Source organism: Acetomicrobium sp. UBA5826 (genome assembly GCF_002433005.1).
GTDB lineage: Bacteria > Synergistota > Synergistia > Synergistales > Acetomicrobiaceae > Acetomicrobium.
Genome location: NZ_DJHF01000012.1, coordinates 1 through 18,637, shown reverse-complemented (window position 1 = coordinate 18,637; position 18,637 = coordinate 1). Strand labels below are relative to the sequence as shown.

Here is an 18,637-nt window from a genome sequence, read left to right as displayed (position 1 = left end):
TCACACTTCGGCCAAAGTGCGGCCGCTCTTTAGGTTAACCTCCAGAGGCACCGAAAGCTCTACGGCGCTTTCCATGCTCTCTTTTAGGATCCCGGAAACGACCTCCTCGTCCTTTGCGGAACATTCACAAATGAGTGAGTCATGAATTTGCAATATTAGCGCAGCATCAATATTTTCTCTTTGTAGGGCTTCGTCCAAGCGTATCATGGCGATCTTCGTTATGTCGGCGGCCGTGCTTTGAATTGGGGTATTAATAGCGACCCTTTTCAAAGCTGCCGTGCTGTTTCCCACTACTGTAGTAACCTCGTTCAATGGTCTTCTTCTTCCAAAAAGCGATAGGGTATAACCTCTCTTTCTTGCCTCCTCATAGCTTTTTTCAATGTAATCTCCCACTTTAGGAAAGGCAGAAAAATACCTATCTATAATTGTTTTGGCCTCTTCTCTGCCTATATTTAACCTAGATGCAAGGCCATAGGGAGTCATTCCGTACAGTAATCCGAAGTTTATCATTTTCGCCATTCTCCTAAGTTCTGGGGAAACCTTTTCCGTATCCACACCAAATATCCATGCTGCCGTCTCTGCATGAATATCCCTACCCTTCTCAAAGGCTTCGCATAGCTTTTTGTCTCCTGAAATGTGCGCCAGAACGCGCAACTCTATCTGTGAATAATCGGCAGCAATAAATATGCCGTCCCTTCGATCCGGGATAAACGCCTCCTTTAGTTTCGTTGCCCAGTCACCGTAGGCAGGGAGGTTTTGAAGGTTTGGATCTCGGCTGCTCAACCGCCCGGTACCGGTGCTCGTATGTTCAAATGTGGTATGCACCTTGCCGGTCTTGGGATCGATGGCGTCGATCAAGGGCTGTACAAATCCGGTAAGCATTTTAGTAAGCTCCCTGTGATCCAGGAGAAGTTTTGCCACCAATGCCTCGGGCCTATCCAATCGACTTAACTCCTCAAGAACGGTAACATCGGTAGAATATCCCGTTTTAGTCTTCTTTATGACAGGTAGTCCCAGGTGATCGAAAAGCAGCCAGCCTACCTGCTTAGGCGAGTTTAGGTTTACCTTGGAACCGGCCGCCATGTCTATGGAGGCCTTTACGTCATCGAGTGTTCTCTCCAGCTCTTGCTTTACCTTCCAAAGATGGTCCAGGTCGAGGCGTATTCCCTTTCTTTCCATCTTTGAAAGGACAACCGACAGAGGTATATCGATTCGATACATGAGGCCATGCAATGCTTCGTCCATCTCTGAAGATATCTTCCCGTACAGGTCAAAAAGGGACAAAGCCTCTTTATCCAGGCCTTCTTCGCTTTTCAGCATCTTTTTTATTTCGGCCAAACCTTCTTTGGATGACGATTTATCGGGATGAAGCAAATAATAAGCTATTTTGCCGTCCCATACCTTGTCCTTTTTAAAGGGTGCTTTCTTTATTGCAGTTGTAAACTCCTTGAACCCCCAGATCAGGATTTCTTTTTCCCTTAATTTTTCGACCAAAGCATCGTAATCGTCATCGCCCTTGGGCTCTAACAGATAAAAAGACCCTTCCCTTTCGGCTAAGACGCATCGTGAAAGGGCAAAGGACTGAGGATAACGGCCCCTGCCTTCAAAGGCTAAGGCTACGATTTTACTCCAATCTTGGTTTTCCTCAGTGTTGGGTGTCTCTTCGTCCTCTCCCGCTTTAGAGCGAGTTTCCCTGGAATCGACATCCTTTACTCTCAGGCCAAGCCTTTCGGGTATCTGCTTAAAGCCAAGCCTTTGAAATATATCAATCAGTGCTTCTTTGTCTCTTTCTCCTCCGCCTTTAAATTCATCGGGGCTTATGCACAAGGTATCACGCAGGCGAATGAGCTCTCTCCATTGGAATAGTTCGTCCTTTTTATCCTTCAGGCTCGATGCAATTTTTTGGGGCAGTTCGTTTATGTGCTCATATAAATTTTCCAAACTGCCATATTGTTGTATTAATGCCGAGGCCTTTTTGGGCCCAATGCCGGGAATGCCGGGAATGTTATCCACTTTATCTCCTATCAAAGAAAGATAATCGGGAAAGGAAGAGGGAGGAAAACCAAACTCCTCTTCAAAGGTTTTTTCATCATATACCTTGAAAGTAGAAACGCCCTTTATGGGTCTCATGACTTTGACATCAGCCCTTATCAACTGGAGCATGTCCTTATCGGCCGTCAACACTAAAGCGCTGCCCTTTCCCTCCAAAATACGAACGACAGAGGCTATTGCATCGTCTGCCTCAACGCCCTCAATCTCTATGACGGGATAACCTAGGTATTTCATTATCTCCTTTATGAGGAGCAATTGCGGCTTAAACTCCTCAGGAGTCGGAGGCCTTCCTTCTTTGTATTCTTTGTATGCTTCATGCCTGAATGTCTCGCCTTTGGCATCGAAAAAGACAATGACTTGATCTGGGTTTTCATCGTTTATTACCTTAAGCAGCATATTTAAAAATCCTAATATTGCATTGGTGGGCATCCCATCGGGCGCGTTAAGTTCCGGCAAGGCATAGAATGCTCTGAAGGCCAAGGCATGTCCATCCACTAAAAGTATCCTTTCTTCCTTCAAAAGGCGACATCTCCCTTTTAGTTTTTGATACAATTGTAATATATGCAACAGCCGATGACAAAGGCAGATTTTTGTACCATCATAAAGTCTAAAAATGCCATAATGTTTATTAAATGCTACAATATCACATTACTCGTTACTCTTGATTAGGAGGTATTATTCATGAACGAAGTCAGAGTTCGCTTCGCCCCGAGTCCGACGGGAAATCTTCACATTGGAGGTGCCCATACGGCACTTTTCAATTGGCTTTGGGCAAGGCACATGGGCGGTAAATTTGTGCTTCGCATAGAAGATTCGGACAGAGAAAGGTCAACCCTGGAATATGAGGAAAGCATATATTCCGGCCTTGAATGGCTTGGCTTGCTGTGGGACGAAGGCCCCAGAGCCGGTGGTCCTTATGGTCCCTACCGTCAATCCGAAAGGCTTGAGATATATAGGGAATATGCCGGCAAGCTGGTGGATAAGGGGCTCGCCTATCGTGAAGGCGAAGCCATTATATTCAGGGTAGTTCCCGGCGAGATAGTGTCTTTCGATGATATAGTTTACGGACATATTGAGGTTAAAAGCGAGACCTTAAAGGACATAGTAATGATAAAAAGCGACGGAATGCCAACTTATAATTATGCCGTTGTCATAGACGATTACACTATGTCCATAACCCACGTCATAAGAGGAGAGGACCACATCGCCAATACACCTAAGCAAATATTGCTTTATAAGGCCCTGGGTTTCGAGCTCCCACAATTTGCACATCTGCCAATGATTCTTGGTAAAGACAAGAAGAAACTTTCTAAAAGGCACGGAGCCACCAACGTGCTTGAATATAAAGATATGGGCTTTTTGCCAGAAGCGTTATTCAACTTCCTTACTTTGCTGGGATGGTCACCGGGAGATGACCGCGAGATCTTTACCATAGAAGAAGCCGTCGAGTTGTTTGACATCAAGGACGTAAACAAAAGGGCAGCGGTATTCGATATGGACAAATTGCGCCACATCAATCAGGAACATATCAAACGAATGAATTCCGACAAACGTCTGGAAGCCGTCAAGCCATTCTGGGAAGATTTGGGACTGCCTTATCACAACCACAGCTCCGATTATCTGGCCAAGGTCCTGGAGATAATGGAAGGAAGGGGACAAACCTTAAAGGAGCTGGCAGAATATACTGATTATTTCTTGACCTTCGAGCCCGTCAAAGAAAGGGTCGATCGGGAATACGCTGCAACTTCTAAGGAGGTGTTGGGTCCCTTTTGTGAGGATATGATAAAACTATCCCAGTGGGAGACGAAGACTTTGGAAGATTTCGCTCGAGAGTGGAGCAACAAAAGAGAAGTGCCTTTAAAAAAGATAGCCATGCCGTTGAGAGTCCTTCTGACGGGCACCAAGGTGAGCCCGGGAATTTTCGAAGTTATCGAACTTCTTGGAAAGGACGAGACGATAAAAAGGCTTTCCCACTGGGGCATACTCAACGTATCCGAATAAGTTTTCAAATTAAACTTTCCAAAAGGGCCCGGGCATTTTAATCATAAGCCGGTCGGGCCCTTCTTTGTATTCGTATTTCTAATTATTCCCCACTACAACCTGTTCTTTTCTATTATAGGAGGCCAGCAAGAACTCGTTGCTCATCGACAGACACTGTACAGGGCATATCTCGGTACATTGGGCACAGAAACAACATCGGTCAACATGTACCTTAATTTTCTTTTCCTCCGTTATATAGGATATAGCATTGGCGGGACATACCCTTACGCACAATCTGCAGCCAATGCACTTATCTTTATCGTATGCTATCCTTCCCCTAAAGCCCTCGGGTGTTGGCACCGGTGGGTTAAGCTCTACCTCGCCCGATTTAACCCTTTTCAAGACAGCCAACAGGTGATCCGGTATGTGCGCCAGTGGAAACAAATTGGTAAAGGGTTTTTTGAAGAATTGCTTGATGTTGATAAATAACATTTTATTTATCATTTTGTGTCCCTCCTAAAAAAACATCACATCTAGCGTCACGAGGACCATCCCCGCCAGCGCCAACCCTCCCATTTGAAACCAGTAAAATTGGGAGGCCTGCCATATTTTAAACCTTCCGTACATCGTTCTGACTACAGTAATGGCCACAATCTGAACCAGAAACACCTTTACCCAAAACCAGATAAAATCCACCAGCACGAATGATGCTCCGTTTAAGCCAAACAACTTGCCCAGCGAAAAAGGGAAGAAGAGCGGTACCAACAATGCAGACATAGCAAGGGATCGTAGGGCAAAAGTGAGTTTAAAGAGCGCTAAATTCCTTCCCGAATATTCAGCCAAGAAGCCTTCCAAAATCTCCGTCTTGGCCTCGGCAATATCCATCGGGACCTTGCCCACTTCTGCCGGAACCACTCCCAACAAGGAGAGAAGAAGGGCAAAAATTCCCATGCTACCAATCAAACCGACGGTATTCCATACAGGAACGGAGACAAAGGTCTCCAAGCTAAAAGGAGCTCCCGGAACTCCCCTCTTGTATACCAACCATGCCAGAGTCAAAACTACGAGTGCCAAGGGAAGCTCATAGCTCATCATCAAGACCATTTCCCGCTGTGACCCAACGTTGGCATAGGGGGAGCCGCTGGCAAAGCCTCCGATAACCATCATCACAGCGGAAGCTGCGAGTAGGTAGAGTATTAAAATAATATCTCCATTTCCGGCCAAGATTGGCGGTATGGAGCCGATGGGAATATATAAAAAGATCAACAGCGTCAACGTCATGGCCATCCAAGGAGATGCCTGAAACACGGCCCTGACAGCCCTTCTGGGAATTATGGACTCCTTTCCCAACAATTTTATTACATCATAAAAAGGCTGCAACAAGGGCGGTCCAAAGCGCCTCTGCATTCGAGCGTGAACGATCCTATCGACTCCTTCATACAAAAGAGCTATCAATATAACAAGGCAAAAGAGCGCAAAACCCGATACAATCTTCGTAAGCAGCGGGCTCATCTATGCATCAGCCTCCTCGTCTTATCTCGACAAATCCTTATCAGCTCCTCCTTGGTCGCGACAGTAGATGAACCTTTTTCATTAACGATCAACATCCTCTCCATACAAGAAATGCAGGGGTCTATGCTGTTAATGATTAGCGGAGCATCAGCTATCTCCTGATCTTTAAACATAATGGGCCACGACATAGCATTCGCATAGGTTGGAGCTCTGACCTTCCACCACGTAACGTTTTCCTGCGCCTGAGTCAGTTTGATGACATGAGTATCATCTCCGCGAGGCGCTTCTATAGATGATTGACCTACACCATCAGCTGTCTTTAACAGGTTTAACAGTTTTGCTGGTTTCGGCTCATGCATGATCGGCCCTTCCGGCAGGCCGTCCATGCACTGTTCTATAATTTCCAAAGACTGATAAACCTCCATGACCCTTACGAAAAATCTGTCGAAAACATCGCCCTGAGCATTGCCGAAGTAATCCTGCGGAACAATTGGCTCTACGTTCAAATCCTCGTAAGCCTCATAGGGGGAAGACCATCTGAGGTCAACGCGTAATCCGCTGGCACGCGCCGTAGGACCAACGGCACAATATCTCACGGCATCTTTTTCGGAAAGCACGCCAACGTTTCGCATCCTGGCTTTGACGATAGGATCCTCGGTAACGGCATTATAAAAATACGAGAACTCCCGCTTATAATATTCGACCATTTCTTCTATTGCTCCAGCCACTTGGGGAGTTATATCCCGACGAACGCCCCCTATTGTACCGACGCCATAATTTACCCTATTGCCCGTCATGGCCTCCAATACGTCCATGACCTTTTCCCGAAGCAGCATACCCAAATTGAAGGCTGAATCGTATCCGAAGGTATAACAAGCCACACCAGCCCAGAGGATATGGGAGTGTATACGTTCAAGCTCCAGCAAGATAGTGCGTATATACTTTGCCCTCGGAGGAACTGGAATGCTGGCTGCATCTTCTACAGCCCTCACAAAGGAAATAATGTGAGCAAATGAACAGATACCACATATCCTTTCCGCCAGATATATGACTTGAATGGGGTTTCTTTCCCTTGCCATATATTCAATCCCTCGATGTATTGCGCCAGGCCGTATGCGCACGTCTACAATTCTTTCGCCATCAACTTGCAGCCAGGCGGTAATCGGCTCCTTGAGGCCTACATGAACAGGACCGATCGGAATAGTATAAGTTTTTCCCTCTCCAATAGCCATCGCTCATCACCTTTTCAAGAAAGTTCCCGTATATGTTTGGGAGATAACCCGGAATCATCACGCCGCCAGGGATGAACCTTTTCATCCCAATTTTCGGGCAAAAATACCAACGATTGATCCGGCAACCCCTCGAAAGACACGCCTAGCATCTCATGCATCTCTCGCTCGCTGTATTCAATGCCCGGAATCTTATCATAAAGAGACTGCATCGTAAGATCATTCTTTTGAACTTTTACGGAGACGACAACGCCCACTCTTTTACCTCGTCCCGCACTGGCAAAGAGAGAGAAATGGTAATTCAGCAATACGAAATCTCCCACATCGTCTCCGGATATCACATGAAATATAGGGAAATCAAGCATAAAGAGGGAGTCGACAAGATCAATAAAGGCACCTTTGTCACATGTGATCCACATGTCATAAAAGGACGTCTTTTCTTCTGCTCCGGCCACCATCTCTCTTATTTCCAAGCTTTCCAGGTTATTAGTTAACTTTTCTTCCAAGAAAGTTTTTATCTCCTCAGGCGTTTTAGGAAGGGGGTTCAGGCTGTATTTAAACATCGGCAATGCCTCCCGTCCCAAGAAGCTCGTTTCTTTTCTCCTCGAGTTTTGCGATTGCCTTAGTCACGCCATCGATGATCGCCTCAGGCCTCGGCGGGCAGCCATGCACATAGACATCTACGGGAAGTATTTGATCCACAGGACCGTCTAAGTTATAGGATTTATAAAACACGTCCCCGGAGGCACCGCAATTTCCTACGACTATTACTACCTTAGGATTGGGCATTTGAGCATAAACTCTCCTCAACCTATCTGTCATATATTTCGTAACCGGTCCGGTGACCAATAAGGCATCGGCATGCCTTGGAGTCCCTACTAACTTCATGCCAAAGCGTTCTATGTCATATCTGGGCGTAAGCAGGGCAACAATTTCTATATCGCAACCGTTACAGGACCCGCTGTTGCAATGAAAGGCCCATATCGACCTCGGCAAAATTCCAAGTTCTTTCTTTATGTCCACCTTAAACATATCCACGTCCTCCTATAAAAGAATCAAAATCGAAATGACGGCAACAGTTACGACCAAAATCCCCATATAATCGGACAATATTCCCGTGTGCATGCTCACCAACACATCGTAGAAACGGGAAAGCGCTTTCGTAAAACCCCAGTATGATGAACTGGCGGGAACGGCCAAATCCTCGCCGTCTTGGGGAACCGGATTTCCTCCGTAAAATACTTCATCCTGATATGTGCCCTTCTCGTAATCTCCTCTTCCTGTCGAGCGCAAGAATAAAACAATAAGAGCTCCAAGGGCAAAGAACATAACCCAAGCATATACGTTCCAAAAGCCAAATCCTGTGTATACAGTCCCGAGGACCATTATAGACCACTCCCCATTACTGCCTGAATATAACTGGCTTGGTTAACTAAATCGCGGGCAGCAGGTTCAATTAAATTAGCTAACACCCAATTCGGCATCATGCTAAGAGAAATTATCATGACGCAAAGGACCATCATACCCACAACCATGCTCAACGGTACTTCTCTGACGTTATTCAAGTCATCCCTCGACGGACCCAAAAAGCCCGACTGAAAGACCTTGACAAAAGAAGCGAGGGTCAATATAGAGGTTACCATCGCGACCACAGCCAAAAAGGGATGAACCACAAAAGAGGATTCGTATATCAAAAGCTTGGAGACGAAACCGTTGAAAGGAGGCAAACCTGCAATAGCAGCCGCCGCAACCGCAAACATGAAGGTCGTATAGGGCATTTTCCTGGCCAATCCCCCAAGCTTGTTAAGATTCGTCGTCCCGGTAGCGTAAAAAAGGGAACCCGCTGTCAAAAAGAGCAATCCCTTATACATTGCATTGTTTATTATATGGAAAATACCGCCCTTCATTGCCGTAAAACCGTATTCGCTCATGGCTTGCGAACTAGAAAGGGCGAGCAATCCCAAACCTATGCCCATAAGCATGTAACCCGTCTGTGAAATGCAGTGATATGCCATCAGGCGCTTCGCTTCCTTTTGTATAACTGCCATTATTACCCCTATAAACATGGAAAGCAAACCCAAAACTATTATCACCCATGCAAGCACGTTGCCCTCAAAAGCCTGCCCGTAAACGGAAAAGGCAATTCTAAACATCCCGTAAAGCGAGGCTTGTCCGACCACAACGAGGAAACAAGAAACGCCTGCCGGCGCCTGACCGTATGCATCGGGCTCCCACATATGCAAGGGAACGGCCCCGCTTTTCATAGCCAAAGAAACGATAAAAAGCACCAGAGCAAGTTTTTCCAGGAAACCAACCTGCATGTTTTTGGCTATTGCTGCCATATTAAGCGTCCCATACACACCGTACAGGATACCAACGCCTATCAAAAAAATGAGAGCCACAAAGGTCGACAATACGGCATATTTAAAGCTCGCTTCTATCGCTTCGGGTCTGTCGCGCCAAAAGGCTATCAACCCGAAGGACGCCACTGAAGCGATCTCAAGAAAGACGAAGAAATTAAAGAAATCTCCCGTCACCTCAAGGCCCAGCATGCCGGCAAAAAGGAGGAAAAATAGGGCCACAAACTTATTTCCATCATTAACACGATCTAAGAACCTTACGGAGAACAAACCGCTGGCCAAGGTGGCTATAGACCCGGCAAGAGCCATAAAAGCCCCAAATGCATCGACCTCCATAATTATCCTGATGGGCAAGGTCATACCCGAAGGAAGCGTAAGGTTCCATCTTTCGCCACCCATTACATAGACCAATGTACCGTTGATTGCGACGTATCTCCACATAAGAAAGGCCAAAATTGTCGTAGCCACTAAAATTGTTGCAAACCATAAATTACGCAAGCGCGGTTTTACCATTGCAATAGAAATAAAGGCTCCAAGCAATGGGACGGACACTACCAAAGCGGGAAGGTGTACCTGCCAACTCATCCCCTAAGCCTCCTTATCTCGTGGACGTCCAGTGTCCCGTAATGTTTGTAAAGAAGCATGATCAACGTCAATAAAAGCGCAGTAGTAGCTAAACCAATGACTATTGCTGTAAGCGTCAAGGCCTGCGGTGTCGGCAAGACCATTTTTTTGAACTCGCCTGCCAATGTGTAAACGGGTATGGAACCTCCCGTCCGATAGCCAAGGACTATCAAAAAAAGGTTCGTGGACGACTCTATTATACTAACGGCAATGGCTATTTTTATGATATTGCGCTTAAACAAAACTCCATATAACCCAATGACGAATAATGCTCCGACTGTTAACATGGGAATGTTATTTATCATCCTTTACCCCCTCCTTGCCGCCTTCAGATACATAACGCATTCCTAAGAACATAAAGATGAGAATGGCCGAAAGACCACCCACGACTTCAAGGCCTACGGCTATATTGGCCAATGCTATGGTGCCGGAGCTGTTCAAAACGCCCGCATTGGGCCCTATAGGTACGGCAGATCCGAACAAGCCGCCTTTTAAAGCCAAAAAGTTATATAGAAAGGTCGTAGACAAGCCCAAAAAACCGACACATACGAAAGCAACCAACCCGGCGCCCTCAAAGGAGGAGAAAATTTCCTTTTTAACCCATCCCAAGAAGCTCTTTCCTCCATGCGCAACCAATAGAAGGGCTATAAAGGTGGCCACTATGGCTCCGCCCTGAAAACCGCCGCCAGGCGTGAGATGGCCGTGCAGTATGACGTAGGCTCCAAAGATTGCAACAAACCAGGCAAAAATATTGCAAATCGTTCTAACAACTATTGATAAGGGCCTCATTGCTGCTACTCCTCCTTCCGAAAGAGAGCGGCCACAGACATTACCGCAGTAAAAAGTACCGCCGCTTCACCAAGAGTATCGAAACCCCTGTAATCAAACACTATTGACGTCACTACATTGTTGGCTGCCCGTTCGCTCTGGGCATTGTTTATGAAATAATCGTCCATAGCCGACACACGCGGTTCTCCATAGGGATGGATATTATATAACCCCTGACACAAAATCCCCACAAATATGACGAAGAAGATCAAAAAAATTACCCTAGGACCTTTCATTTTTATCGTTCCCCTTTCCGGGCCAACGAGATGACCGGCAAGCTTTGAGGGCCATTATATAAATGGCTGTAGTAAGTCCGGCTCCTATGCCCGCTTCGGCAATCGCTACATCAGGAGCCTGCAAGATATAAAATTCCAGAGATATGAGCAGGCTCATAACGCAAAGCGAAATCACCGCATTCAACAGATTATCAAACCAGATTGCGAAAAAAGCGGATATCACGATCATCAACAATATAGCAATATGGGCAATATCCATCATGAGAACTTTTCACCCGCCTTTTCTTCCGACAGTTTATCGACGATTCCAATTGGCTTTATCCCGCTTTTATGTGCTGCACGTGCTATAGCGTGGGCAGCCGTAGGATTGGTAATCAAAAGCGCAAATATTGCTATAATGACGTGAATGGTAAAGGTCATAAACCTGGGATCTCCGGTCGTCACGTATTTGGATATCGAGTAAACCACTACCGATGCCGATGTAAATATAGAACCAAAGGTAGTACACTTCGTGGTTCCATGCAGACGAGTATATACATCGGGAAACCTATAAAGAGCAACAACGCCAAGGACATTGAAAGCCAACCCTATTCCCAACAGTATCTTTATAAAAATTGTTGAGCCATCCACTTTAGAAACCCCCTTCGATATAGCGCGCTATGAACAATGTGCCAACAAAGGACAGGGCAGCATAAACGATGGCAATGTCTACCATGACAATTGAATCGAACAACGCCCCCAGAATTACCATCGTGGCAACCACAAAAGTATTCAGCGTATCTAAAGCAACGACCCTATCCGGAACAGTCGGGCCCATAATCAAACGCCCCGACATGGCGAGTATAGCAAGGCTGAGTATTAAAAAGGCAAAGGAAAACACGCTCATTCTTCAACCACCTTCTTAGCCCAATCTTCAAAGGAACCATAAATATCTTTTCCGCTTGGTTCAACATTTTTAATGTTGATCCAGTGAATATAATAGGTGCCGCTTTCCTGATCCACTTCGACGGTTAAAGTACCTGGAGTCAAGGTTATTGAATTAGCCAACATAGTCATGGCGTAGACATTTTTTAACGATGTTTGAACCCTCACTATACCGGGATTTATCTTCCCCGTTATGACTCTGTAGGCAACGTCGAAATTTGCCTTTGTCATTCCCCAGAGAAAGGGGCCAAAGATAAAGGCAAGCAATTTAAACCATCTGTCGGGCCTTAGCGCAGTCATCCTGTATAACCCGGGGCTCCAAGAGCGACAAGCATATGTTATGATCCCACCCAAGGCTATAGCGATGACTACTTCATTTAAGGGAATTGACCCTCCTGACCAAACAAGCAACAAATACATAATGACTGAAGCCAAAAAGATTACCATTCATTAGACACCCCCCTGGGTATATCTCTAATAAAAAACTTGCTAGACACACAAACATCTTTTCAGTCATGCATAAAGAGATGACTGAAAAGATGTGACCATGGCTTAAAAGCCATTCTAAAATATTAACAGCAATAAATCCAGTTAAAAAATCTAATCTGATGATTAACTAAAAATAAAACTTCACTTTGAAATCTATGCTCTATGCTCTATATGGATCTAATTTCTTTCCTCATAAACGCCAAATAAGAGACGGCAAAACATATGACCGAAGCAGCAATCAGCGCAACAAATTGCGGCCACACCACTAACACACTCTGTCCAAGCGAAAGAGGGGTCAAAATCAACCCTTTAAGCTGCGTTTCAAACATGGGACCAAATACTCTGACTGTAGGATTTAAAAGGGCAGCAGATATTTCTTCCAAAAGAACGGCAGGAGAAAACCTGAGCAACATGGTCCTCAAGCTCTCGTGCTTTGCCAAAAGCTCCGGAGTAGATTGTTGCGTGATAGGATAGATCTCATCGGCTACAACACCTGCAATCATATATACAAAGAAGGACAGAAAAATCCACAAGGCTATGGAGGTCAAAGCAGACGTAGAACTTTTTTCAAAAATGATGGAAAAAAGTATCGCCAAACTCATCCAAAAGGCAATATATAAAATACAGGCAATAAAAAACAAAATCGCCCTCACTACCTCTTGTCCGTTAGGAACGACTCCTAATTTCGCAATAGAGATACCGGCAATCATGACCATGATGCTGGCTATCATTATGGCCACCGTCGCTAAAGAGGCAAGAAACTTTCCGTTTATAATCGCATCACGATAAATCGGCTGAGAAAGGATGAGACTCAAGGTGCCCCTTGTTCGTTCGCCGTTAATCGCATCAAAACCCAAAATGATGCCCAGCAAAGGCCCAAAGAAGCTGATGAAAAACAAGAAGGAAGGCAATCCTCCACCCGATGAAGTAAAAAGACCAAGGAATAAATACTCCTCGTTCAAAAACTGTTGTTCTTTTAACGCCTCAGAGGCTGTATATGAAGAAAAGAGCCCTGTGATAACTATGATCAAGGTTATCAACATGAACCTCTTACTTCCAAACTGATCCGTGAGCTCTTTTAAAAACACGGGAAGTAATCCGCCCATCCCGAATCACTCCTCCCGAAAATATCTAATATATATCTCTTCTAAGCTATACTCTCTCCCCTTGACCTCGATAGGTAGGAAGCCTCTCATTACAACTTCGCGCACTATATCAAGTTTTTTATCCTCGTTAAATTTTAGGATGATCGAATGATTGTCAATTCTCTTCTCTACAATCCCTTCAATTCCGTCGAGTTTATCTAATGCCTCTTCGTTAATATACTCGTATGACAGCTTCATAATCCCTTCACGTTCGCCCAAGGCTTGCCGGCCTATTTCTTCTATGCTCCCCATGGCGACCATCTTGCCCTTAAACATTATGCCGACCCTGTCGCAAATCTGCTGAACCTGATATAAAAGATGGGAGCTGAGCAAAATGCTGACACCCATTTCTTTGCTCATCTTATAAATTAGGCTTAATACCTGTTCTGTTCCTTCTGGATCTATCCCTGTAGTGGGTTCATCCAGGATAACCAGTTTGGGATCTTTGATAAGGACAGAGGCAAGACCCAGCCTCTGCCTCATTCCCTTGGAATATGTGCCAGTGAGCTTGTCCCTCACATCCGAAAGGCCCACCGTTTCTAAAATATCATCAATTTTTTTGATAGCAACATCATCCGGGATGCCGTTCAACCTTGCAAGGTAATGCAAGTTTTCCCTCGCCGTCATATCTTCGTAGAAACCGACGTTTTCCGGCAAATAACCAGCAATTCGCTTGACTTTGAGGGGCTCTTTATTTGGGTCATATCCACAAACCTTTATTTCTCCTGCCGTTGGTTCTGTCATTCCTAAAAGCATCAATATGGTCGTGGTTTTTCCTGCACCGTTAGGCCCGAGAAGCCCAAAGATCTCGCTCTGAGCCACGTGAAAACTAATGCCATCTACCGCTTTGAAATCGCCATATTTTTTTACGATATCCCGAGCCTCAACCACCAATTCCATCTTTATCGCCTCTTAAGCTTTGCAAAAATTCCAAACAACAAAGCGATGACGATTACGATAACACCTACGCCTATCCATCCCCACGTAGTGGGAACTTTGACCGTGGCTCTCAGTTCTATAGACTTTCTGTCTTGGTCGCCTGCTGCCGTAAGCACTACTTGATAATCCCCGGGGATCGTCCTCTCAGGTGTTTTAAAAGTGATTTCGACTATTTCGGGTTTTTCGGTCTTTGCAAGGGGCTCCAGCACGCCTATTTTATCGGGCTTAAAGGTTATTTCCCAATCCTCAGGCTTACTGGCCACCAAGAAAGATATGTTCTCTATTGGTGCCGATCCTTCGTTCCAGACGTAAAATACCTGCTGGCTTTCTTTCCCAGCTACCATATCGAAGTTGAGCCTTCTGCTCTCCGGTGCTATCTGCAATTTATAGGTTCCCTCGACGATAACTTTTAAATCCAATTTAACGTCACTGTCTCCAACCTTGGCATGAAACTCCAAAGGATACTCCCCTTTTTCGGATTCGATGGGAGGAACGACGGTAAAGTTCAGGGTCTCGCTAGAATTTGAAGCAATTTTAATGGAATTTACGCGCTTTTCCGTCTCCCATCGGGGAGTCACATAGGCATTCCAACCCGATGGAGCAACAGTAACAAAATCTACTACCGCATCTTTATCGGAGTTATTTTTCACCTTAATCTCAAAACTTAAAGATTTGCCTGCAGCGCCCTCTAAAACGGGATACTTAGTTTCGAGTTCCAATTTCCCCGCACCCGAATCGACGGCAACTTTTCCACCCTTTAGATGCACAAAAACAGGATACTCTTTCGTAATTCCGTTAGCCGAAGCCTTCACTACGAACTTGTAATTTCCGGGTTCGGCATTTTCTCCAGGCTTAATATGCAAATTAATTGCGACTTCTCTATTTTCGTCTCCAGTACCTAAACGAACCCTGTTGACGCCAAAACCACCCCATTGAGAACTTATGAACCTGACGTCCCAATTGTTCGCCTTTGGATCTCTCTCCAGGTTCAGCGTTACTTCAACATCGTTATTTGTGGCGTTCCTTAAATTTACATCGACGTTGACATCATCTTCAGTACCCATTTCGATGCCGGTAAAGGGTATGTGTAGAGTAAATCCTCCCTGCTGTGCAATCGCCACACCGGCAAAAAGCATAAACGAAATACCGATTAGAAATGTAAGTAGGATAAATTTTTTATAAGCGCTACCGAACATGTTCATGGATACCCCTCACCCTCCCGTTTAATTTATTGTCATCTCCTTGGAAAGGATACCCCACTATCCATGAAAGTTCAAGAAGGACTCGCAACTCATTTGCTTCAGCCAGCCCAAAGCCAATATATCTAAAGCAGTATTTTATAATAAGACTTAAATAACCTGCCGCAAGTACTAAAACTACCGAACCAGCTAAAAAGTGAATATCAATTTACCGTTACCGCCACTTTCTTCGCAGCCTTTTTGCGATCCTCCTGCCGTAAAATGCTCTTCCTTACCCTTACGGAAAGCGGGGTCACTTCGACAAGCTCATCTTCGGCGATCCATTCAAGGGCTGCATCTAAAGTAAGCTTCCTTGGGACGTCGAGAATTATCGGAGTATCCTTAGATGCGGAACGATGATTGGTAACGTGTTTCTTCTTTGTAGGGTTGCATGGCAAATCATTGGGCCTGGAATGCTCTCCGATGATCATTCCCTCATAAACCTGATCCATAGGCGATATAAATAGCGTACCTCTGTGCTGTAAATTATCCAGCTGATAACTCGTAGCCTCTCCCGTATCCATGCTGACCATCGATCCTCTGTTTCGACCGGATATTTCCCCCCGCCACAAATCGTAACCTATAAATCGGGACGACATTATTCCCAAACCCCTGGTATCGGTAAGAAATTCAGTCCGATAACCTATAAGCCCCCTGGTCGGAATGTTGAACTCCAAACGAAGCAAACCGGTCCCAAGGTTTTGAACGCTCATGAATTCTCCCTTTCTTTTGGAGATCTTTTCTATGACTGCTCCCTGATATTCCTCGGGCACATCAATAATAAGTTGCTCAAGAGGTTCCAATAGATTGTTGTCATGGTCGTGTTTAGTAATTACCTCGGGTCGGGATACGCAAAATTCCATCCCTTCGCGCCGCATCTCTTCGATCAGAATAGCGAGATGCAGCTCTCCCCTCCCCGATACCTTCAGCCTGTCAGGTCTGCCGATATCCTCGACTTTCAGGGCGACATTTGCCCTTGCCTCTTGCATTAACCGTTCCTTCATTTGTCTCAAGGTGACGGCTTTGCCCTCCTTGCCCGCAAAGGGTCCGCTATTTACGAGAAAGAACATCGAGACCGTCGGTTCTTCTATGTCAAGTGGAGCGAGCACGGAATCCGCATTTTCTTCGAAGGACAGGGTGTCGCCGATCATTATATCTTCAGTGCCGGCAACCCAGACCACATCGCCAGCAGATGCCTCCTCAACCTCCACTGGTTTCAATCCCTTTGTAAGCCAAAGATGGCTCACTTTCGCCAATTCTCGACCGGTTATTTCCCACTCGCCTTTATCCTTGTCCTGCCACCTGGTGCTCGTCCTGACGATCGTGTCGCCTTTTCTTATTTTTCCTTGCAGTATCCTTCCGCATCCGACTCTTCCTATGTAATTATTCCAGGTCAACGTAGTTGCCTGCATCAAAAATGGTTTGTTGACGTCGCCAAGGGGAGCGGGTACATAATTTATTATCGTTTCAAAGAGAGCGTCCATTCCCTCGCGCTCTTCATGTTCCATCTCTTTGACGAACCAGCCGTGAAGCCCCGAGCCATAAAGGACGGGAAAGTCCGCTTGTTCGTCCGTGGCACCTAATTCCAAAAATAAGTCGAAGGTGGCATTCAAAGCAGCTTGCACATTTGCGTTTGGTCGATCCACTTTGTTTAGTACCACGATGGGCTTAAGCCCGGCTTTCAAAGCGCGCATCAAGACATATCTGGTCTGAGGCATTGGCCCCTCGTTGGCATCTACCAAAAGCAAAACCGAATCTACCATACACAGCACTCGCTCTACTTCTCCCGAAAAATCTGCATGCCCGGGAGTATCGATGATATTTATCAAATAATCTTTCCACTGAACGGAACAATGTTTGGATCTTATGGTTATGCCCCGTTCGCGCTCCAGTTCATCGTTGTCCATCACCCGCTCTTCGACTTTCGCGTTTTCCCTAAACAGCCTCGTTGCCCGAAAAATAGAATCAAGTAGAGTGGTTTTGCCGTGATCTATATGGGCTATAATGGCCACATTGCGTATCTTGGAGATATCATTCATAATTCTGTCCATTCCTTCTTTCCAATGCAATTTACGCCTCGCTTAGAGGCAAACAAATTTGTATTATACAGCAAAATATACAAACCATATGCATACCAAACAAAAAAGCAGCCCCCATATCCAGTTGGGGACTGCTCGTTGTCTTCTGGTGGAGGCGGGGGGAATCGAACCCCCGTCCGACAAGGGCCAGCCGTGAAGTTCTACGGGCATAGTCCCTGTTTTAGTTTTCGGCTAAGCGCTCTCCCAGGGACAGGATCGCGCTTGCCTATCCTCCTGAAGTGTCCCCTCAGACAGGGAGGAGCTGCCTGAGAACTAGCCACCTATTGTGACGCCTGTCGATATCGCGGTGGCGGCGACATCGAAGACGTGGCCGCTAACTAAGCAGCCAGTGCGTAATTTTCGTTGGCAATTATTGTTTTCCCGCCTGTTTAACGAGGTTTGCGGGGACCTCGGCCCGCTCTTCACGACCCTCCACCTGCCGTCGACACCATTCGCCCCCGTTTAAGTTTTCGTAATCTTTCGTGCCCTTTCCATCTGAAGCCGGGCGTCTCTTTCCGCTATGGCATGACGTTTATCGTAAACCTTCTTGCCCTGGGCTAACGCCAACTCGACCTTTGCCCATTTTCCGTTTTTTAAGTAGATTGAAAGCGGGACGAGTGTCAAGCCTTTTTGCTGAGTTTTGCCGATGAGCCTTTTAATTTCGTCATTATGAAGTAATAACTTTCTCGGTCTCAGAGGGTCGTGATTGTAGTAGGTACCTTTTTCATAAGGTGATATATGAACATTATATAACCAGCATTCGCCGTTTTCTATCTTGGCATATCCGTCTTTTAAGTTAACTCGCCCCGCACGAATCGACTTGATCTCCGTACCAGTTAAAACAAGACCAGCCTCGTAGGTTTCAAGAATGAAATAATCGTGTCGAGCTCTTCTGTTTTGAGCAACTATTTTCTTATCCATCACCCTTCCTCCGATATTAATTTTAACAAAACACAGCTTAATAGTCAATATTGATCAAAAAAATGGTCGGGGCGAGAGGATT

Annotated in this window: 21 protein-coding genes and 1 other RNA gene; 1 reads left to right on the top strand and 21 read right to left on the bottom strand. The window is 45.7% G+C overall.

Annotation, left to right across the window (positions count from 1 at the left end; translation table 11 throughout):
• A complete protein-coding gene (polA, locus tag B3N34_RS02990; protein ID WP_286974829.1) occupies nt 1-2,571 on the bottom strand; it encodes a DNA polymerase I in 2,571 nt (856 codons plus the stop codon).
• Nucleotides 2,572-2,733: 162 nt separating this feature from the next.
• On the opposite strand from polA, the gene gltX reads away from it, so the two are divergent.
• Nucleotides 2,734-4,053 carry a glutamate--tRNA ligase gene (gene gltX, locus B3N34_RS02985; RefSeq protein WP_286974827.1) on the top strand — a complete coding sequence of 440 codons (1,320 nt, stop codon included), beginning with the start codon at nt 2,734-2,736 and terminating at the stop codon, nt 4,051-4,053.
• Nucleotides 4,054-4,131: 78 nt separating this feature from the next.
• Here the strand turns inward: gltX and B3N34_RS02980 are convergent, their stop codons facing one another.
• The 20 genes from B3N34_RS02980 to smpB all read right to left on the bottom strand — a co-directional run bounded on the left by B3N34_RS02980 (nt 4,132) and on the right by smpB (nt 18,555).
• Nucleotides 4,132-4,536 carry a 4Fe-4S binding protein gene (locus B3N34_RS02980; protein WP_286974824.1) on the bottom strand — a complete coding sequence of 135 codons (405 nt, stop codon included), beginning with the start codon at nt 4,534-4,536 and terminating at the stop codon, nt 4,132-4,134.
• Nucleotides 4,537-4,548: 12 nt separating this feature from the next.
• Nucleotides 4,549-5,544, bottom strand: coding sequence for a respiratory chain complex I subunit 1 family protein (locus B3N34_RS02975; RefSeq protein WP_286974822.1), 996 nt, complete (start codon nt 5,542-5,544; stop codon nt 4,549-4,551).
• Nucleotides 5,541-6,776 (bottom strand): nickel-dependent hydrogenase large subunit, encoded by a 1,236-nt coding sequence (locus B3N34_RS02970; protein WP_286974820.1) that lies wholly within the window; start codon nt 6,774-6,776, stop codon nt 5,541-5,543. Before B3N34_RS02970 ends, B3N34_RS02975 begins: the two co-directional genes overlap by 4 nt.
• 14 nt (nt 6,777-6,790) lie before the next feature.
• On the bottom strand, nt 6,791-7,336 hold the full coding sequence (locus B3N34_RS02965) for an NADH-quinone oxidoreductase subunit C (RefSeq protein ID WP_213698794.1): 546 nt from the start codon (nt 7,334-7,336) through the stop codon (nt 6,791-6,793).
• Nucleotides 7,329-7,805 (bottom strand): NADH-quinone oxidoreductase subunit B family protein, encoded by a 477-nt coding sequence (locus B3N34_RS02960; protein WP_091460258.1) that lies wholly within the window; start codon nt 7,803-7,805, stop codon nt 7,329-7,331. The genes B3N34_RS02965 and B3N34_RS02960 overlap by 8 nt, the downstream gene beginning before the upstream one ends.
• Nucleotides 7,806-7,817: 12 nt before the next feature.
• On the bottom strand, nt 7,818-8,159 hold the full coding sequence (locus B3N34_RS02955) for a hydrogenase (RefSeq protein ID WP_091460260.1): 342 nt from the start codon (nt 8,157-8,159) through the stop codon (nt 7,818-7,820).
• Nucleotides 8,159-9,718, bottom strand: coding sequence for a proton-conducting transporter membrane subunit (locus tag B3N34_RS02950; protein ID WP_286974814.1), 1,560 nt, complete (start codon nt 9,716-9,718; stop codon nt 8,159-8,161). Before B3N34_RS02950 ends, B3N34_RS02955 begins: the two co-directional genes overlap by 1 nt.
• A complete protein-coding gene (locus tag B3N34_RS02945; RefSeq protein ID WP_213698791.1) occupies nt 9,715-10,062 on the bottom strand; it encodes a sodium:proton antiporter in 348 nt (115 codons plus the stop codon). The genes B3N34_RS02950 and B3N34_RS02945 overlap by 4 nt, the downstream gene beginning before the upstream one ends.
• Entirely contained in the window at nt 10,052-10,546 is a 495-nt protein-coding gene (locus B3N34_RS02940) for an MnhB domain-containing protein (protein ID WP_213698790.1), read from the bottom strand. The genes B3N34_RS02945 and B3N34_RS02940 overlap by 11 nt, the downstream gene beginning before the upstream one ends.
• Before the next feature lie 5 nt (nt 10,547-10,551).
• Nucleotides 10,552-10,821 carry a hydrogen gas-evolving membrane-bound hydrogenase subunit E gene (gene mbhE / locus B3N34_RS02935; protein WP_213698789.1) on the bottom strand — a complete coding sequence of 90 codons (270 nt, stop codon included), beginning with the start codon at nt 10,819-10,821 and terminating at the stop codon, nt 10,552-10,554.
• Nucleotides 10,808-11,083: a Na(+)/H(+) antiporter subunit B gene (locus tag B3N34_RS02930; RefSeq protein WP_009200519.1), complete on the bottom strand. Its 276-nt coding sequence runs from the start codon at nt 11,081-11,083 to the stop codon at nt 10,808-10,810. The genes mbhE and B3N34_RS02930 overlap by 14 nt, the downstream gene beginning before the upstream one ends.
• On the bottom strand, nt 11,080-11,451 hold the full coding sequence (gene mnhG, locus B3N34_RS02925) for a monovalent cation/H(+) antiporter subunit G (protein ID WP_213698788.1): 372 nt from the start codon (nt 11,449-11,451) through the stop codon (nt 11,080-11,082). Before mnhG ends, B3N34_RS02930 begins: the two co-directional genes overlap by 4 nt.
• Before the next feature lies 1 nt (nt 11,452).
• Nucleotides 11,453-11,707 (bottom strand): monovalent cation/H+ antiporter complex subunit F, encoded by a 255-nt coding sequence (locus tag B3N34_RS02920; protein WP_009200517.1) that lies wholly within the window; start codon nt 11,705-11,707, stop codon nt 11,453-11,455.
• Nucleotides 11,704-12,192, bottom strand: coding sequence for a Na+/H+ antiporter subunit E (locus B3N34_RS02915; RefSeq protein WP_286974808.1), 489 nt, complete (start codon nt 12,190-12,192; stop codon nt 11,704-11,706). Before B3N34_RS02915 ends, B3N34_RS02920 begins: the two co-directional genes overlap by 4 nt.
• A gap of 209 nt (nt 12,193-12,401) precedes the next feature.
• Nucleotides 12,402-13,340, bottom strand: coding sequence for an ABC transporter permease (locus tag B3N34_RS02910; protein WP_286974806.1), 939 nt, complete (start codon nt 13,338-13,340; stop codon nt 12,402-12,404).
• 6 nt (nt 13,341-13,346) lie between these two features.
• Nucleotides 13,347-14,279: an ABC transporter ATP-binding protein gene (locus B3N34_RS02905; RefSeq protein ID WP_286974804.1), complete on the bottom strand. Its 933-nt coding sequence runs from the start codon at nt 14,277-14,279 to the stop codon at nt 13,347-13,349.
• Nucleotides 14,280-14,281: 2 nt separating this feature from the next.
• Nucleotides 14,282-15,520 (bottom strand): NEW3 domain-containing protein, encoded by a 1,239-nt coding sequence (locus B3N34_RS02900; RefSeq protein WP_286974803.1) that lies wholly within the window; start codon nt 15,518-15,520, stop codon nt 14,282-14,284.
• Between the two features lie 200 nt (nt 15,521-15,720).
• Nucleotides 15,721-17,595, bottom strand: a complete 1,875-nt coding sequence (gene typA / locus B3N34_RS02895) for a translational GTPase TypA (RefSeq protein WP_286974934.1) — start codon at nt 17,593-17,595, stop codon at nt 15,721-15,723.
• Between the two features lie 146 nt (nt 17,596-17,741).
• Nucleotides 17,742-18,094: a transfer-messenger RNA gene (gene ssrA, locus B3N34_RS02890) on the bottom strand.
• A 2-nt stretch (nt 18,095-18,096) separates the two neighbouring features.
• Complete coding sequence (smpB, locus tag B3N34_RS02885; RefSeq protein ID WP_286974801.1) at nt 18,097-18,555, bottom strand: SsrA-binding protein SmpB; 459 nt, start codon at nt 18,553-18,555, stop codon at nt 18,097-18,099.
• Nucleotides 18,556-18,637 lie beyond the last annotated feature (82 nt).

Excerpts from the sequence above, each read along its gene's own strand:
- gltX (WP_286974827.1), top strand. The coding sequence starts at position 2,734 with ATGAACGAAGTCAGAGTTCGCTTCGCCCCGAGTCCGACGGGAAATCTT.
- B3N34_RS02930 (WP_009200519.1), bottom strand. The coding sequence starts at position 11,083 with ATGATGGATATTGCCCATATTGCTATATTGTTGATGATCGTGATATCC.
- B3N34_RS02970 (WP_286974820.1), bottom strand. The coding sequence starts at position 6,776 with ATGGCTATTGGAGAGGGAAAAACTTATACTATTCCGATCGGTCCTGTT.
- typA (WP_286974934.1), bottom strand. The coding sequence starts at position 17,595 with ATGAATGATATCTCCAAGATACGCAATGTGGCCATTATAGCCCATATA.
- B3N34_RS02905 (WP_286974804.1), bottom strand. The coding sequence starts at position 14,279 with ATGGAATTGGTGGTTGAGGCTCGGGATATCGTAAAAAAATATGGCGAT.
- B3N34_RS02940 (WP_213698790.1), bottom strand. The coding sequence starts at position 10,546 with ATGAGGCCCTTATCAATAGTTGTTAGAACGATTTGCAATATTTTTGCC.
- B3N34_RS02980 (WP_286974824.1), bottom strand. The coding sequence starts at position 4,536 with ATGATAAATAAAATGTTATTTATCAACATCAAGCAATTCTTCAAAAAA.
- B3N34_RS02910 (WP_286974806.1), bottom strand. The coding sequence starts at position 13,340 with ATGGGCGGATTACTTCCCGTGTTTTTAAAAGAGCTCACGGATCAGTTT.
- mbhE (WP_213698789.1), bottom strand. The coding sequence starts at position 10,821 with ATGAAAGGTCCTAGGGTAATTTTTTTGATCTTCTTCGTCATATTTGTG.
- B3N34_RS02950 (WP_286974814.1), bottom strand. The coding sequence starts at position 9,718 with ATGAGTTGGCAGGTACACCTTCCCGCTTTGGTAGTGTCCGTCCCATTG.
- B3N34_RS02915 (WP_286974808.1), bottom strand. The coding sequence starts at position 12,192 with ATGGTAATCTTTTTGGCTTCAGTCATTATGTATTTGTTGCTTGTTTGG.
- B3N34_RS02965 (WP_213698794.1), bottom strand. The coding sequence starts at position 7,336 with ATGTTTAAATACAGCCTGAACCCCCTTCCTAAAACGCCTGAGGAGATA.
- smpB (WP_286974801.1), bottom strand. The coding sequence starts at position 18,555 with ATGGATAAGAAAATAGTTGCTCAAAACAGAAGAGCTCGACACGATTAT.
- B3N34_RS02900 (WP_286974803.1), bottom strand. The coding sequence starts at position 15,520 with ATGAACATGTTCGGTAGCGCTTATAAAAAATTTATCCTACTTACATTT.
- B3N34_RS02955 (WP_091460260.1), bottom strand. The coding sequence starts at position 8,159 with ATGGTCCTCGGGACTGTATACACAGGATTTGGCTTTTGGAACGTATAT.
- B3N34_RS02975 (WP_286974822.1), bottom strand. The coding sequence starts at position 5,544 with ATGAGCCCGCTGCTTACGAAGATTGTATCGGGTTTTGCGCTCTTTTGC.
- B3N34_RS02945 (WP_213698791.1), bottom strand. The coding sequence starts at position 10,062 with ATGATAAATAACATTCCCATGTTAACAGTCGGAGCATTATTCGTCATT.
- B3N34_RS02960 (WP_091460258.1), bottom strand. The coding sequence starts at position 7,805 with ATGTTTAAGGTGGACATAAAGAAAGAACTTGGAATTTTGCCGAGGTCG.
- B3N34_RS02920 (WP_009200517.1), bottom strand. The coding sequence starts at position 11,707 with ATGAGCGTGTTTTCCTTTGCCTTTTTAATACTCAGCCTTGCTATACTC.